The organism is Pseudomonas rosaeacicularis, from assembly GCF_057128745.1.
In genome coordinates this window covers 251,299-268,422 of sequence record NZ_JBSKHT010000005.1, presented here as the reverse complement: position 1 = coordinate 268,422, position 17,124 = coordinate 251,299, and the positions used below count along the sequence as shown (strand labels likewise).

At 58.0% G+C, this 17,124-nt stretch carries 8 protein-coding genes; 3 read left to right on the top strand and 5 right to left on the bottom strand.

All coding sequences use genetic code 11. The features are described from left to right. Positions 1-33 precede the first annotated feature (33 nt). The gene (locus ACWKWM_RS09140; protein WP_483845820.1) at positions 34-7,380 is read left to right on the top strand and encodes an immunoglobulin-like domain-containing protein; all 7,347 of its coding nucleotides are present in this window, start codon (positions 34-36) and stop codon (positions 7,378-7,380) included. Between the two features lie 89 nt (positions 7,381-7,469). Continuing rightward, positions 7,470-7,808, top strand: a complete 339-nt coding sequence (locus tag ACWKWM_RS09135) for a tryptophan synthase subunit beta (protein ID WP_483836399.1) — start codon at positions 7,470-7,472, stop codon at positions 7,806-7,808. A gap of 294 nt (positions 7,809-8,102) precedes the next feature. On the opposite strand, the gene lapD is transcribed toward ACWKWM_RS09135, so the two are convergent. Together lapD and lapG are read right to left on the bottom strand one after the other, a co-directional pair. After that, entirely contained in the window at positions 8,103-10,049 is a 1,947-nt protein-coding gene (lapD, locus tag ACWKWM_RS09130) for a cyclic di-GMP receptor LapD (protein ID WP_483845819.1), read from the bottom strand. 8 nt (positions 10,050-10,057) lie between these two features. After that, positions 10,058-10,753: a cysteine protease LapG gene (gene lapG / locus ACWKWM_RS09125; RefSeq protein ID WP_483845818.1), complete on the bottom strand. Its 696-nt coding sequence runs from the start codon at positions 10,751-10,753 to the stop codon at positions 10,058-10,060. Positions 10,754-10,941: 188 nt separating this feature from the next. Here lapG and ACWKWM_RS09120 point away from each other — a divergent pair, with 188 nt between their 5' ends. Continuing rightward, a complete protein-coding gene (locus ACWKWM_RS09120; protein ID WP_483845817.1) occupies positions 10,942-12,096 on the top strand; it encodes a glycosyltransferase family 4 protein in 1,155 nt (384 codons plus the stop codon). 529 nt (positions 12,097-12,625) lie between these two features. Here the strand turns inward: ACWKWM_RS09120 and ACWKWM_RS09115 are convergent. The 3 genes from ACWKWM_RS09115 to ACWKWM_RS09105 are packed head-to-tail and all read right to left on the bottom strand — an operon-like array spanning position 12,626 to position 17,104. Continuing rightward, the gene (locus tag ACWKWM_RS09115) at positions 12,626-14,020 is read right to left on the bottom strand and encodes a TolC family outer membrane protein (protein WP_483845816.1); all 1,395 of its coding nucleotides are present in this window, start codon (positions 14,018-14,020) and stop codon (positions 12,626-12,628) included. Further along, positions 14,017-15,342, bottom strand: a complete 1,326-nt coding sequence (locus ACWKWM_RS09110) for an HlyD family type I secretion periplasmic adaptor subunit (RefSeq protein ID WP_483845815.1) — start codon at positions 15,340-15,342, stop codon at positions 14,017-14,019. Before ACWKWM_RS09110 ends, ACWKWM_RS09115 begins: the two co-directional genes overlap by 4 nt. 13 nt (positions 15,343-15,355) lie before the next feature. Beyond that, positions 15,356-17,104 carry a type I secretion system permease/ATPase gene (locus ACWKWM_RS09105; protein ID WP_483845814.1) on the bottom strand — a complete coding sequence of 583 codons (1,749 nt, stop codon included), beginning with the start codon at positions 17,102-17,104 and terminating at the stop codon, positions 15,356-15,358. Positions 17,105-17,124: the final 20 nt, after the last annotated feature.

Below are 17,124 nucleotides of genomic sequence, written 5' to 3'. Positions count from 1 at the left end.
AAAGGCGCAGGTCTGATTGCCGCCGACTTCAAGTTGAGCGACGTCGACACCACGACCCTAAAGTCGGCCACCATCACCCTCACCAATTTCCACGAGGGCGACTTCCTGGCAGTGGGCAACGCTGCGGGTTTGACTTACACCACCACTGACGTCAAAGACAGTGCTGGCAACGTCACCGGCAAAACCATCACGTTTGAAGGCGGCACTGCCGCTCAGTACCAAACCGCGATCCAGTCGATCACCTTCGACAGCACCTCGCACAACCCGAACGTGGTCGACAACCGCAACATCAATATCACCATCGATGACGGCGGCGCGATCAACAACATCGCGACCACCACATCGACGATTCGTCTGACCGCAACCAACGACGCACCGGTGATCGGCCACACGGGCGACGGCAAAGAATTCGGCAATACCTGGAACGAAACCGCAGCGGGCGGCGACGTTACCCAACCGGGCAAAGGCCCAGGCAAAATCGCAGCTGACTTCACCCTCAGCGATGCCGACAGCACTACGTTGAAATCGGCGACCGTTACCCTGACTAACTTCCACGAGGGCGACTTCCTCAGCGTGGTCGATGCGGCGGGCGTGACTTACACGTCCACGTTCATCAAAGACGGTGCGGGCAACATTACCGGCCAAACCATCACCTTCCAGGGTGGCACTGCCCAGCAGTACCAAACGGCGATCCAGTCGATCACTTTCGACAGCACGTCGCACAACCCGAACGTGGTCGATAACCGCATCATCAACATCACGATTGATGACGGCAGTACCGGCAACAACATCGCGACCACCACGTCGACCATCCGCCTGACGGCCGAGAACGACGCACCGGTCATCGCCCACACCGGCAACGGTACCGAGTTCGGCAACACCTGGAATGAGACTGCGGCGAACGGCGACATCACTCAACCGGGCAAAGGCGCAGGTCTGATTGCCGCCGACTTCAAGTTGAGCGACGTCGACACCACGACCCTAAAGTCGGCCACCATCACGCTCACCAATTTCCACGAGGGCGACTTCCTGGCAGTGGGCAACGCTGCGGGTCTGACTTACACCACCACTGACGTCAAAGACAGTGCTGGCAACATCACCGGCAAGACCATCACGTTTGAAGGCGGCACTGCCGCGCAGTACCAAACAGCGATCCAGTCGATCACCTTCGACAGCACTTCGCACAACCCGAACGTCGTCGATAACCGCAACATCGCCATCACCATCGATGACGGCGGCGCGATCAACAACATCGCGACTACCACGTCGACGATTCGTCTGACCGCAGAAAATGATGCGCCAGTCGCTGGCGACCCTCTGTCCCCGGCGTCCGGAAGCGGCAAAGAAGATGACACCGCCATCGCGGTCGTGCTCAAGGGCAGCGACATCGACGGCGACATCAGCTTCTTCAAACTGGTTGGCACGGTTGCAAACGGTACGTTCTACGATGCAGCCGGCCACGCGCTGGACAGCACCTCGAACATCGCGGCCACCGGTGACACCGCCACCATCTACTTCAAGCCGACTAAAGACTGGAGCGGCGACGTCAACTTTACCTACACCGCTGTGGACGACAAAGGTGCTCCAAGCGCCTCTAGCGCCAGCGGCAGTGTTCATGTCGCAGCGGTCACCGACACACCTAGCATCGCGCTGGTGAACGACGGTTTCAGCCGTGGCATCGACTTTGAAAGCACTGCCAACGCCGGCAGCTGGGGCGTCATTTCCACCGGCCAGACAGGCGGCGGGCTGTGGCACACCGGCAATAGCGGCGACAAGGTCGAGATTGGCAAGGCCAGCGTTTACGGCGTGACGGATCCTAAAGAAGGCGCGGGCAACCACGTCATCGAACTGGAACGCAACACCGGCGACGCAAGCAACCTGTACACCGACATCCCGGCCAAAGCGGGCGCGACGTACACGATTTCGGTCGATTACTCGCCACGTGCCGGCGCGCTCGATAACTCCGTGATCAACGTCACGTGGGGCGGCGTGCTGATCGGTACGCTGAATGCATCGCAAGTGGGCCTGAAAACCTACACGTTCCAGGTGCCGGTCACCTCTGACGGCGATGCACGTCTGGAATTCAAGGCAGCGGACAGCAATTCCTTCGGTGGCATCCTCGACAACATCAAGGTCACCCAAGCGGACAACACCGGTCTGGAAGGCCACTCGATCGTCCTGTCGCACTTCGCTGCAGCAGCGACCGACACCGACGGTTCGGAAAACTCGTCGCTGAAGCTGAGCATCAACGGTCTGCCGCAAGGCTCGGTGATCACCGACGGTACGGCTGCCAACACGCACACCATCACCGCTGCCGAAGCTGGCAAGCCGTACGACATCACCGGCTGGAACACCAGCAATCTGGCGTTCACGCCTCCTGCCGGAACGACGGGCGACATCCCGCTGAAGGTGACCGTGACCACTCAGGATGGTCCGGACGCCAAAGTTGAAAGCAACTCTCTGGACCTTACCGTTCATGTGTTGCCAGTGACCACGCTGGTACTGTCGGCCGCAGCAACTGGTCTGGAAGGCAGCCCGATTCAATACACCGTTACCCTGACCGACAGCTCGGGCCACGCCGTGGCAGCGACTTCGGACATTCTGGTCAAGCTGGACAACAACCAGACGCTGACCATCGCCAAAGGCGCGACCTCTGGCACGGTGAACGTGAACGGTCCAACCGATGACGTCTACAAAGACGCCAGCGATGTCGTGCACTCGATCAAGGAAGCCACCGTTGGCGTCACCGGCGGCCTGACTGTGGATCATTCGGCGGTCACCACCCACGTCAATGACACCATCAACACCACCAAGGTAACGCTGACGGCCAACGTGGCGTCGGTCAACGAAGACGGCACCATTCGCTACACCGCGACCCTGGACAACGCTGCTCAGACCAAGACCGAGCTGACCCTGTCCAACGGCCAGATGCTGGTCATCGCTGCCAACAGCAAGACCGGCTATGTTGACTACAAAGTGCCAAACGACGTCTATAAGGCGAGCGATCTGACCGTCAATGTGACCGGAATCACCAGCACCACGGTGGACGGTAAAACGGTCATCAACGATGGCAACTTCGAGAACCTCGACTACAGCAAGGCCACCGTGACCACCCCCGTCGTGGACGTGGTCAACATCAGCAACATCGCGCTGACCGCCGACAGCTACGTGACTGAAGGCAACTACATCACCTACACCGCGACGCTGCAGAACGCTGCGAAAACCGACATGCTCATCACCCTGAGCAACAACGCCACCATCACCATTCTGGCCAATACCAAGTCCGGTTCCGCGCAGGTTTATAGCCACGACGACACCATTTACATCGACGCAGCCAAAGTTGGTGCACACATTGTCAACGCGGTGGGCGGCAGCTTTGAGCAGCTGGGTTACGCCTCGATCGACCAGAGCACTCAAATCCAGGACAGCAAAGACACCACCAAACTGACGCTGTCGACCGATTCAGCCACAGCGTCGGAAGGTCAGACCATCACCTACACCGTGAACCTGACCGGTCCGACCGGCGCGGCGGTCGTTGCCCAGACCGACATGACCGTCAACCTGACCAACAACCAGGTGATCAAGATCGCTGCCGGGCAAAGTTCGGGGTCGGTGTCCTACACCGTGCCGGACAGTCCGTACGTTGACAGTGCGAGCAAAATCTCCACGGCGATCAGCACTCACAGCGGCGGCAATTTCGAAGACGTGAACGCCAATCGTGGCGCGGTCGAGACACTGATCACCCAGGTGAACACCAACACTGTGGTGACGGTGACGCCTCCAGCAACGTTGTCGGAAGGCGGCACTGCGCTGTTCACCATCAGCGTGGATCACGCGCCAAAAACCGACCTGACGCTGAAGCTGGCCAACGGTGACGTCGTGACCATTCTGGCCAACCAGACCAGCACCACTTACTCGGTCTCGGGTGGCACCAACGACGTTTACAACACCGTCGCATCGAAGACCGTGACCGTTACTGGTTTCGCCACCGACGGCAGCGGCCACGGTTACCTGCAAGGGCTGGATGTCAGCCACGCAACGGCGAGCGTCAATGTCACCGAAGTGATCGACACCACCACGCTGACCATCACTGGCGCGGCATCGGTTAATGAAGGCGCCAGCGCAAATTACGTCCTGCATCTGGACAATGCCGGCCAGACTGACGTCGTGGTCAAGCTCAGCTACAGCGGCGTTGCCAAAGACGGCAGCGACTTCACCGGTGTGGCCGAGGTCACGATTGCGGCCGGCGCCAAAGACAAGCCTTTCACTATCAAGACGCTTACCGATGGCCTGATCGAAGGCGCAGAGAGCTTCACGATCAAAGTGGACTCCGCCACTGGCGGCAACTTCGAGAAACTGGTCGTGGGCACGGCTGATCACATCGATACCACCATCGTCGATACCACCGTTCCCGTCGCTGCAGGCGGTACGCAAACGGGTCTTGAAGATCAAACCATGGTGCTGTCGTGGGCGAAGTTCGGCATCGCTGATCCAGCCAACGCAAGCGTTGCGATGAGCGTCAAGATCACCAGCGTGCCTGCCATTGGCACCCTGGAATACAAAGACGGCAGCGTGTGGAAAACCGTGACTGCAGGTCAGGAATTCACCAAGCAGTTCATCGTTGATGGTGGCGTGCGTTTCACTCCGGTGGCTAACGAATCGGGTGACCATTCGTACACCGCCAGCGGCCTGGGCAACATGCATGCTGACTATGCACAGCTGACGTTCACTCCGGTGGCCGGTGGCCTGACGGGCGCGGCGTCGACGCTTAAAATCGACATCACGCCAGTGGCTGACGCTCCAGCCATCACCCTTGCTGACAACCTGATTGCCTCGACCGGTCTGGTCAAGGATGTCTGGGTCGGCACGCTGACCAATATGGGCACTGGCGGTGGCGGCGCTAACGAAGCGACCATCAAGGCGGGCTTCAACACCACTACCGCCGCAACCACCCACGGCATCGCGACCTCGACTGCGGACAGCAACGTGGCTCAGGGCACGGGCACCAAACTGTCGGGCCTGATCTACCTGGAAGCGGGCAAAACCTACAACTTCGGCGGCAGTGCCGATGACAGTCTGTTGATCACCATCGGCGGCAAGACCGTTGCCACCGCCCAATGGAACCAGTCAAGCGGCGCTGTGAATTCCACGGGCTACACGCCGACAGCGTCCGGCTACTACACGCTGGATATCTATCAGTACAACCAGAACGGGCCAGGCAGCTATAACCTGACTCTGAAGGTTGACGGCACGACAGTTGACCTGAACAGCGCCAACGCCAAGCTCTATACGTCGATCGACGATTTGAAAGCTTCTGGCCTGAGCGTGTCCGGGCTGAATGAAGTGAACGGCGTGAGCGGCGAGGGTTATTACACCGGCTACGCGCTCAATCACGGCGTGGAAAACAGCCCGATCAAGCTCAGCTCGATCACTGTCGGCTTGACCGATAGCGACTCGGAGAGCCTGGCCGTCAAGATCACCACTAACGCGCCAACAGGCTCGGTGATCTCGGATGCCGCAGGTCACAGCGTGACGGTGGTCGATGCGGTCACGCCGTTGAATATGAGCGGTCTGGATCTCACCACCCTGATGATCAAGACGCCGGAATACACCCACGGCAACTACACCCTGACCGTCACGGCGAGCTCCACCGAAAACTCGAACCAGGATGTTGCGACTGCCACGCCTGTCACCATCAACATCACCGTTGATGCCGGCGTCTATACCTCCCTCACGGGTGCAGCAGGCAGCGACCCAACGCCGCTGAACGGCAGCGCCACCAATGAAATCATCGTGGGTGACGTGGCCGGGACCGCTCCTGTCAAAGGTCAGAGCTACAACATTGCATTCATCCTCGACAGTTCGGGCAGCATGTCCAACACGCTGCAGACGGCGAAAAATCAGCTGTCCCAGGTGTTCGACAAGCTCGCCACCAACGCCAGCGGCTCGGATGCCGGCAAAGTCACCTTGATGCTGCTGGACTTCGACACCAATGCACGCACCCCGGTAACCGTGGACCTGAGCGATAAAGCGGCAGCAATGGCCAAGCTTGAACAGGCGATGACCAGCATAAAAGCCGATGGCAGGACGAACTACGAGGACGCGTTCAAAACCGCTGCTGACTGGTTCATTGAAGCGAAGGCGGCTAATCCAAATGCGCAAAACCTGACCTACTTCATCACCGACGGCGCGCCGAACGAGTATCAAAGCACCGACGGCACCTTGGTCAGTTACAAAGCCTACAGCTCAGCGGCAACGACTACCGTTACCCTGGCGACGGCTTTGGCAAGCTGGAAACCTGGACAGACGGTCGAGCAGACGTTCAACAACAAGTCGAATGTATTGATTGATCAGAACGGCAAGGTCTACTCCTACAGCGGTACAGGTTCCAACGTGACCGTTTCAACCGTGGGCACGCTGTCCGGACATGACGATGGCAAAGGCGGCATCGAATACAGCTTCACCGTCGCCAACGACAACCTGACCAAAGCCATGGCTGAGGCGGATACTGGCTTCGTCTTGCTCAAAGCACTGTCCACTAACGGCGTCGAGGCCATCGGTATCGGCAGCGGCACCAACACCACCGTGCTCGACCATTACGACACCGGCACCTCCTCGCAGGCGAACATCAGCGCTGACGATCTGGCGGCCACGATTCTGGCTTCCAAGACGGCAGTCGCTCCGGGCAGTGACACGATCAACGGCGGTGACGGCAACGACATCCTGTTCGGTGACGTGATCAACTTCGGCGGTCAGGAAGGTACTACGGCGCTCAAGGCGTTTGCCGAAAGCAAAGGTGTCACGATCGCCGATGACCAAGCGCTGCATCAATACATCACTGAGCACTTGAGCGACGTCATCGGACTGTCCAACAGCTCCATGACTGCTGGCTCCAACGGCGCAGCCGACACGCTGTCCGGTGGCAACGGCGATGACATCCTGTTCGGTCAGGGCGGTGATGACATTCTGATTGGCGGCAAGGGCAATGACATCCTGATCGGTGGCGCGGGCGTGAACACCTTCGTCTGGAAACAGGGCGATACCGGCTCGGATGTGATCAAGGACTTCAAAGCTCCGGATCACAGCGCTGTGAAAGGCAATGACAAGCTCGACCTGAGTGATCTCTTGCAGGGTGAGGACAGCCTTGCCGCAGACAGCAGCGCTGCCGCCATTGCCAAGTTCCTGAACATCTCAACGGTGGGTCAGGACACCGTGATCGAAGTCAGCACTACCGGGAAATTCACCACAGCGACAACAGCGACGACGGCAGCCAACACCGCTGACGTACACATCAAAGTGGAAGGCGTGCAATGGAGCAACGACATGATCAAGTCGCTGGTCGGCGGTACCGATCCAACCATCAAAGTGGATCACCACTGATTGATGGCTGATGCGTAACAGCTGATGTACTGTGGCTGGCAGCCGTTTCGGCGGTTGCCAGCCAGCGCTCTCTCATTGAGGAATGATCGATGTTTTACGTTCAGCGCGATGACAGCGGTGAAATCCTGCGCGTGGAAGCGGCCGAATTTGCCGAAGCGACCGAGATACTGCCCGCTGATGATCACCAGATTCAGGCGTGGTACGCCGATGAGGTCGTCGAAAAAAGCCTGAATCAGCTCAAGATGAGCGACATGGAGATGATCCGTGTACTCGACGACTTGATCCAGGTCCTGACGGCCAAAGGCATTTTGAATGTCACGGACCTGCCCGCAGCGGCGCAGGCCAAATTGATGGACCGCACACAAGCCCGGGAATCACTGGGTGGCTTGAGCGACCTGATCAATGATGATGAAACCGGGTTGATCTGAAACCCGGTGCTGCGCGCAATACCCCGTGAGAGCGGATTGACCTAATAACCAGTTTTACGTGCAATACAGTGTGGGAGCGGACCTGTCCGCGAAGACGTTGGCACATTCACCCATGGTGGTGCCGGTGCCACCGCATTCGCGGACAGGTCCGCTCCCACAATTATTTGCGCAGCCTTCGCGCTTTTTGTAGGAGCTGCCGAAGGCTGCGATGCGGTGTGTCTGATAAACCGCGATCGCAGCCTCGCGCTGCTCGTCAGCTCCTACAAATGCGTGCGCAGACCGCAGAAAACAGCGTTATTTCCAGGGCGCGGGATCTCCCACCAATTGCCCTTGCACCCCTTCTATCCCCATCTCGGCAATCACCAACCGCTCGCCTTCGGTCTCGACACGCTCGGCGATCAGCGGCAGGTCGATGCTGTGGGCCGCGCGTTTGACCGCTTCGATGAACAGGCGCTTGTGGCTTTCTTCATCGATGGCGCGGATGTAACTGCCATCGATCTTCAAATAAGCCAGCCCCAGATGCGCCAGGTTGCCGATCATGCTGAAACGACCACCAAAGCGCTGCAACGCCAGAGAGAAACCTGTCGCTTGCAGACGCCGCGTCAGCTGCTCCAACACCGCCTGCTCGGGCAATTGCTCCTCGCCAATCTCGAACGTCAAACGCGAACCGACCTTCGCATGCTGACGCAGCGCATCGAACACTTGATCCAGTGCATGGCTATCGGCGAGGGTCGCGGCAGAAAAATTCAGCGCCAGGCTTTGGTCGTGAGTCTGCAAATGCGCGAGCACTTGATGCAGCATCCACAGATCCAGACGCGTCGACCAACCGAAGCGCTCAATCCAGGGCAAAAAGCGTCCAGCAGGAATGGTCTGGCCGTGCTCATTCACCAAGCGCGAAATCACTTTGTAATGCAGCACCTTGCCCTCTTCGCGCGCATCGACCACCGGCTGGAAGAACAATTGAAAACCACCGGTGTTCAGCGCCTGGTCCAGCACGCGATGCCAAGTGTGATGGTCATCGCCAAGGCTGGTAACGGCGCCGTGTTCGATACAGCTCCAGGTCTGCTCGCCCTGAGTTTCAGCCTGGGACAACGCCTGATCCGCCAGCCCCAGCAGGGTCAGCGGCGCATCGCCTGGGCTGTAAGGCGCAAGCCCCATGTGCGCGACGGGCGACACATCCGACGCTCCGGTCGCGACCAGACTTTGCAGCGCCACCTCAAGGTTTTGCGCCAGCTGCAAGGCCTCCTCACGGTCCATACCCGGCGCGAGGACAGCAAACTCGCCGCCACGACTGCGGCTGATCAGGTGACGCGTCTCTGGATGCTGTTCGCACTGATGCACCAGCACTTGAGCAACCGCGATCAACAACGCATCGGTGCGCTTGCCGCCCAGCCGCTGATTCAGACCTGCCAGATCCTGCACCCGAAGCAACAGCAGATAACCCGCCCGCTCTTCTTCCAGATTGCTCACGTGCGCGGCCAGCTGCATGTCGAAATAACGGCGGTTGGACAACCCCGTCAGGCTGTCCTGATACGACTCGACCCGCAGCTTTTCACTGCGCTCGGTGCTTTCCTGAAACAGCGCCTTGAGCTTCTCGACCATCTGGTTCATCGCCTGCACCACACGACGCAGTTCCGGGGTGCGCGGCAGTTGCTTGATAGTGGAAAACTCGCGACGACCAATCGCATGGGACTGCGCAACCATGTCATCAAGCGGGCGCAACTGACGACGCAACAGCAACGCGCCGAGAATCGCGCTGACGACCCCGCACGCCAGCAACCAGCCCAGACTGCCCAATGCGCTCTGCCACAGTTTGGCCAGGGCAAACATAGGATGGCTGACGACTTCAACCCGAGCCGTCTGCTGCCAACCGCGACTGACAATGGCCTCGCCACCTGCCGGCGCCAGCCCAATGGCGTTGATGAACCACTGCGGCACGCCCTGATTGTCCGGCGTGGCACTGCGCTCAACAATGGCCGCGTTGGTCGCCAGATCCACCACCTTGATGCTCGCGTAATAGCCGCTGTCGAAGATCGAACTGACCATCAGCTCGACCATGGTCGGGTCGTCGATATTGGACGTCAGCGACAACGCCAACGACGTCGCCGCATCCTGAGCATGGGAGCGCAGCTGATTGACGTACTGGGTACGGGAGCTTTCGAGGCTGACGACAAAACTGCCAGCAAACGCCACCACCAGAAACAGACAGATCGCAATCAACAGTTGTTTGAAAAGAGACATCGAAACTCCTAATACTCAGGCTCGGTCGGGAAGCCTTCAGCGGTCATTTTCTTCAGCAGATCTTGCCAGCGGGACAAACGCTTGGTGTCCCCTACTTTCTTGTTGCCCTGCGCACCCGGCAACCAGAGCCCTTCGCCGTTGAAGGCATACACCGGCAACAGGTCAGGTCGTTCACTTGCAGGTTTGATGGCATCAATCAGGCTGTCGAGCACCAACGGCACGGCGTTGGGGCTGGGGTAATAAGTCAGAACCATGTGCGCGCGGTTCAAGCGCAAGGCTTTGACGTAGGTGATCAGTAACTTTTCGCTGGGAACCCCCAGCCGCCGCAGGCTGAAGTATTTGGCGATGGCGTAGTCTTCACAGTCGCCCGCGCCCTTCATCAGCGACTGAATGGGCGTGGCCCAGTAATCGACTTCGTGCCACAGGTCGATGTCTTCTTCATAGCGCATCTGCTTGTTGAAGAACTGGTTCACCATATTCAGCTTGTCCAGTTCCGGTGCCTGCTTTTGTGTGGCGAGTAGATTCTGCCAGGCATCGATACGCTGCTTTCCTGCGCCCAAAGGCCCGTACAGCGATTCGGCACGCCGGCTGATAACCGAGAAATCCCAGTCGGCGTTGAGATAGCCAACCCCCGCGCAGCTCGATATCAACAGCGCAAAAAGTAGCCAAAGCCCAAACCGTCCATGAGCTGAACGTACTGCCAATTCGTTTAATCCGTTACGCAAGCAGATGGCCGAAAAACGCGATGGTGACGGGTTGGAGGGGGAAAGACAATGGCGTCTTGAGATCACGCCTGAATGCACCACGCAGCGCAGAGCAAATGCCTGCGCGCGGGACTCATGGTAGGCTCTCGCCCCTTATTACCTGCAACGATCTGGATTGAGAAATACGCATGGATATTGGTTTCAGCTGCAGCGTTTGGGCAGGTTGTGAGCGCGAGGGGCATCTGGATGGGATTGGGACTTACACCAAAGCCATGTGGTACGCATTACAAGACGTCACCCGCGAAACATCTCCGCCAACCCGTTTGAAGCCTTATGCATTTGGTCGCGACTTCCCGAACATGCCTTTTGGCAAGCCAAAGACGCTGGCAGAGCGATTCAAATACCATGTCATCTTGAGCGCGGCCCTGCGCATCCCGTTGAGCACCTCGGCAACCATTCGCCGGGATGTGGATATTTTCCACGCAACCGACCACCAGATCCCTCAGATCAAAGGCGTTCCAGTCGTCGCTACGGTGATGGATCTGATCCCTCAGCTGCATCCGGAATGGATAAAACAGGATCTGCGAAGCGTCAAAAGTTGGCTCTTCACGCAAAGCATTCGCACGGCTGATCACATCATTACCATTTCCGAGCACAGCAAGCGGGACATGGTGGAACATCTGGGCCTGAGCCCTGATCGTGTCAGCGTCACTCCCCTAGGCGTGGACCCGATCTATTTTGAGCGCATCGAGACGCCTCAACGTGATGCGGTTCTGGACCAGTACAACCTCAAGCCAGGTTTCTTTCTTTTTATTGGGACGCTGCAACCGCGTAAAAATCTGCCGCGCATTCTCGAAGCCTTTCAATCCTTGCCTGATGACGTCCGCAAAGCGCATCCGTTGATTGTCGTGGGCCGCGACGGCTGGAATAACGAAGAGCTGATCCCGCAACTCCGAGCGTTGGAGCAACGAGGCGAAGGCCGCTGGTTGAGCTACTTACCGCAAGATGAAGTCATGGCGCTGATGCAAAGCGCAGGCGCTTTGGTGTTTGCCTCGTTGTATGAGGGGTTTGGCTTGCCAGTGATTGAAGCGTTTGCCGCTCAGTGTCCGGTCATTGCGTCCAATACCACGTCATTGCCCGAAGTCACGGGCGATGCGGCGTGGTCAGTCGACCCGATGGACCCCGTCAGCATCGCAGCGGCCATGCAGGATGTGTTGACGCAGGCAGAAGTTCGCGCACAGAAGATTGAAAAAGGCCTGGAAAGAGCCAAGCACTATTCATGGCAAGAGTGCGCCCGGAAGACACTGGCAGTGTATGAAAAGGTGCTGGCCTCCAAGCGCTGAGATATAGCGGATTGAGGCTTGCCCGCGAAGCATTCGATTCTGGCCGAAAGCCATTTGTCGGGCGAAGCTTTCGATTCTGGCCGCAGGCCGTAGGAGTCTGGCTTGCCGACGATCTGCCGCGCAGCGGTAGTGAAACCTGAGCATGCGGTATTTTCTGATGTACCGAGGCGTCTGATTTTAGGGCCGCTTCGCAGCCCATCGCTGCCGTCGTAACCTCCGAGAGCTCCTACGCCTTCGGCAGAAGCAGGAAGGCGGCGCGGCAATAGCCCGTGATTCAGGCCGCAGGCCATGTTGGAGCGAGGCTTGCCCGCGAAGCTTTTGATTCTGGCCGCAGGCCGTAGGAGTCTGGCTTGCCGACGATCTGCCGTGCAGCGGGAGTGAAACCTGAGCATGCGGTATTTTCTGATGTACCGAGGCGTCTGGCTTTAGGGCGGCTTTGCAGCCCATCGCTGCCGTCGTAACCTCCGAGAGCTCCTACGCCTTCGGCAGAAGCAAGATGGCGGCGCGGCAGCCATCCTCGATGCAGAAATCAGCGCTTGGCGCTGGACACCTTGAGGTCTTTCACGGCGTCTGACTCTTTACCGCCGAGCCACACGTTCACGCTGTTAACGCTCTCTTCAGAAGGCCTGCCTGCCCAACGGTTGAGGATGAACAGGTTGGTCATGAAGTCGTATTGCGCCTTGAGCAGATCGCGTCGGGCCTGGAATTCCTTCTGCACCGCAGTCAAAACGTCGAACGCGTTGACCACGCCATAAATCACCGCCTTTTGCGCCGCTATGCTCGACTGCTTGGCAGACTCGACTGCGTTTTTGTTGGCACGGATTTTATCGATACTCGACTGGGCGGTCAGGTAGCTGCTCGTAGTTTCCTTTACTACCTGCCGACGTACACCTTCCAATTCCTGCTCGGTCGCGAGCTGTTCATCATAAAGGCCACGCACTCGAGCGGAGGTCGAACCGCCGCTATAAATAGGCACTTTCAGGCCTAATGTGGCGACGTAACTGTCAGCACGTGGCGTTTCGGTATTGTCATACCCGACATCACTCTGCTGCGCGCTGAGACTGAAAGTCAGGGATGGATAATGCCCGCCTTTCCCCTCCTGAACTGCGGAATTCGCCGCTGCAGCAGCGCTTTCCTTAGCCTTGAGCAGAGGATTACTGTCAATCGCTTCGGCGATCCAGTTTTGCAAAGGCAAGGTTGGCGCTTCAAGTGCTATGTCGTCGCGAATTCGGCTCAGCCTGTCAGTGATGGGACGCCCGACAATTTCTGACAGCGCCTCACGGCTCAACCTGACCTGGTTGCCCGCATCCACCTCTTGTGCCGCAAGAGAGTCAACCCGAGCCTTCAGATCCAAGACGTCCGTAACCATAGCCATCTGCTTGGCGTACATGGCGTTAACCCTATCGAGGTTACCTTGGGTAGCACGGCGCTCAGCCTGGACCAATTCCAGCTCGTCATCGGCGGCCAGCGCCTCGAAGTAGCGCTTGGCAAGATCAACTGTTGCTTCCGCTTGAGAATCCTCAGACTGCGACGCTTTCTGCAATGTCACACTTTTTGACTGCTGATAGCGCTCCCAAGCCTGCTTGTTGTAGAGGTACTGGGTCAGGCTCAGCGAGTAACTTTTGTTGTTGTAGTACTCGCGCGACAATTCGTCCTTGCGCAAGATTCGGTTGCCATTGGCATCAGCAGATACCTGCGGCAGCAGCCCGCCAAGCGCCTCACGCTCCTGTTCGCGAGCAGCGCGCGCCCTGGCGTAGGCCGCTAAGATTCGGGGATCCTCCAGTCGCGACTCACGATAGAGCGCCATCAAATCCAGCGAATACGTCGAAGCACTGACTGATTGAGGCGCTACTGGCTGGGCCGCCTGAACCTGTACCGCGATCAAACCAAGCAAAAAACCAGAAAAAAAACGCACCTGGATCATTCCTCGATCATCGATTTAGCGAACATGTTGCGCGCAGGCTTGAGCAGGTATTGCAGCATTGTCCGGTCGCCCGCCTTGATCAGCACTTCAGCTGGCATGCCCGGCTGCAATTTGCGATCACCGAGGCGTTCTTTGCCTTCTTCGGTCAGCTTTACCCGCACGAGGTAATACCCGTCGCCGGATTTTTCATCGGTCAAACGGTCAGCCGAGACTCGAGTAACCTCGCCCTGGATAACCGGCGTAGTCGCACTGTTGAAAGCACTGAAACGGATGTCGGTCAGTTTGCCCACGGCAATCCGGTCAATATCGTTTGTCGACACATGTGCCTCGACCACCAGCTCGGAAGACTCCGGCACGATGTCCAGCAACGGAGTGGCCGCGCTGACGACCCCACCGATAGTGTGGACCTTCATGTCCAGCACCATGCCGTCTTCCGGAGCACGAATCACTACGCGGGACAGGCGATCTTGAAGCGCCGATGACTTCTCTTGCAGGTCGAAAACCTGGGCCTGCACATCGCTCAAATCCTTCACCACATCGGAGCTGAACTTCTGATTCAGCTGGATGATTTGCAGCTCTGTTTCATTGATCTGCAGACGCGTCTTGGTGATGTTCGACTGGTGATCGGCTACCTCGGATTTGAGCATGTCCAGCTTGCGCTCCTGCTCAAGTAAACGCTGCTTGTCGACGAACCCTTGAGAAAGCAGGTCTTTGAGTTCGGTGATCTCCCCGCTGTAGGATTTTTCGAGATTGATCTTGGTGCGGATCATGTCGTTAAGGCCAAGGATCTGCTGTTTCAACTGGCCGACTCGCTCCTGCTGGACGGAGATTTCGCCGAGACGAGAATCGTGCCGGGCCCTAAATACCTGGGCCTCACCATCGATGGCTTCCCGTGCGCGATTACTCTCCACGCCGCTGATCACCAGCGGCGGAACGGCCGGAAGATCGTCACGTTCAGCACGCAAACGAGCTTCTTTGGCCTTGGCGGTGATCAACTGATTGCGGGTGGATTCGTACTCCGAACTCAACTGCGACTCGTCCAGCACGATCAATGGGTCGCCTTTGCGAACGGTGTCGCCGTCGCGGGCCAACAGCTCTTTGACGATGCCGCCTTCCAGATGCTGCACGGTTTTGCGGTAGGTCTGCACGGTCACCAGACCGGTGCCGTAGACCGCGTTGCCCAGGGGCGCCAGAGCGGCCCATGTGCCAAAAATGCCGAATGTCACAAGAACAATTGTTATCCCAATCCGGCGAATGCCGCGGTCGGATGTCGGCATGTCGTCAGAGGGTTCGTCGAGTACGGTCAGCGCATTACTTGTCATCTATGAATTCCTTTCACGCGCTCGGCTGTGCGACATCGGTGGCGACTGGAGCAGTTGGGGCGACCCGCTGTTGGGCTTTGGCTTGCTGCTGAGCGAGCTCGGCGATGACTTGCTCGCGGGCACCGTACATGGTGATGACGCCTGCGTTGAGCACCATGATCCGATCAAGCCGCGACAGGATATTCGGGCGGTGAGAAATGATGAACACCGTAGCCCCCGTTTCCTTGATTTTTTGCAACGCCACGCCGAGCGCACGCTCGCCAACTTCATCGAGGTTGGAGTTGGGCTCATCCAGAACGATCAGGCGCGGACTGCCATAAATAGCGCGCGCCAAGCCGATACGTTGACGCTGCCCGCCCGAAAGGTTGACCCCTTCGCTGCCGATGACAGTGTCGTAACCGTCCGGCAACTGAAGGATCATTTCGTGAACACCGGCAGTTCGTGCAGCAAGCACCACCTTCTCAGGATCAATTTTGGTAAATCGGGCGATGTTGTCGCTGATGCTGCCTTCGAACAATTCGATATCTTGGGGCAGGTAACCCAAGTGCGGGCCTAGCTCTGCTTTGTCCCAGGCGCTTATGTCGGCGCCGTCGAGGCGGACAGTGCCGTGCTGGGGCGGCCAGATACCCAGAAGCGCGCGCGCCAGCGTTGACTTGCCGGCGGCGCTCGGCCCAACAATCCCGACGATACTGCCTGCGGGAGCGACAAAGCTCATGTTGCGGATCACTGCGGCTTTGGCGCCGGGAGGCGCAATCACCAGACTTTCGACCTGGATGTGTCCTTCAGGATTAGGTAGCGACATCCGTTCCGGTTCAGCGTGGAGCTTTTCGAGCGTGGCGTTCAAGCGATCGTATTGCGTCCGCGCACTTACAAAGCCTTTCCAACTGCCGATCAATTGATCGATAGGCGACAGTGCACGCCCTAGCAACAGAGAGCCCGCCATCATCAGCGCCGGATTGATTTCATGGGTAACAGTCAGGTATGCCCCAAGCGCCAACATGATCGACTGAGACCAGTTGCGGAAGGTCTTGGAAATCGACGTGATGATCCCGCCTTTGTCGCTGGCTTGCGATTGCAGTACCAAAACCCGACGTTGTCGGACAGCCCAGCGCGCCATGAGCGTATGCAGCATGCCCATTGACTCGATAACCTCAGCGTTGCGCAAATTTTTGGTGGTTTGCAGGGTAGCAGCAAGGCTTTGCTTGTTGGCCTCAGTCAAGGCTTTACCGGTGTAACGCTGGTTAAGGATCGCAAGCACTACCAGCACGACCGCTGAACCTACTGTCATCCAGCCGAACCATGGATGAAACATGAACATGACAAAGGTGTAGATGGGCAGCCAAGGGATATCAAAAAAAGCAAACAACGCGTTGCCCGTCAAAAACTGGCGAAGCGAAGTGAGATCATTAAGCGACTGGGCGGATGCATCCATACCGCCGCTGCTTAACGCTTTCTTGAAGCTTGCGCGATACACGTCGCCACTGAGCATGGCGTCCAGGCGGTTGCTGACACGCACCATGATCCGCGAGCGAACCCATTCTAGTGAACCGAGCGTCAGCATCAGTATCGAAAGGATCAGGGTCAACATGATCAGCGTTGAGGTGCTGGAACTGGGGATGACGCGCCCGGAAACCTGAATCATGTAAAACGTAGGGACGAGCATCAAGGTGTTGACGAACAGGCTGAAAAAGCCCACCGAGAGAAAACTGCCCTTACAAGCCTTTAAGGCCGCTTGCAAATTATTTTCGTGTGAGCGACTCATAGAATCCATACTGATGAGGT

Excerpts from the sequence above, each read along its gene's own strand:
- ACWKWM_RS09135 (WP_483836399.1), top strand. The coding sequence starts at position 7,470 with ATGTTTTACGTTCAGCGCGATGACAGCGGTGAAATCCTGCGCGTGGAA.
- lapD (WP_483845819.1), bottom strand. The coding sequence starts at position 10,049 with ATGTCTCTTTTCAAACAACTGTTGATTGCGATCTGTCTGTTTCTGGTG.
- ACWKWM_RS09120 (WP_483845817.1), top strand. The coding sequence starts at position 10,942 with ATGGATATTGGTTTCAGCTGCAGCGTTTGGGCAGGTTGTGAGCGCGAG.
- ACWKWM_RS09115 (WP_483845816.1), bottom strand. The coding sequence starts at position 14,020 with ATGATCCAGGTGCGTTTTTTTTCTGGTTTTTTGCTTGGTTTGATCGCG.
- ACWKWM_RS09110 (WP_483845815.1), bottom strand. The coding sequence starts at position 15,342 with ATGACAAGTAATGCGCTGACCGTACTCGACGAACCCTCTGACGACATG.
- ACWKWM_RS09105 (WP_483845814.1), bottom strand. The coding sequence starts at position 17,104 with ATGAGTCGCTCACACGAAAATAATTTGCAAGCGGCCTTAAAGGCTTGT.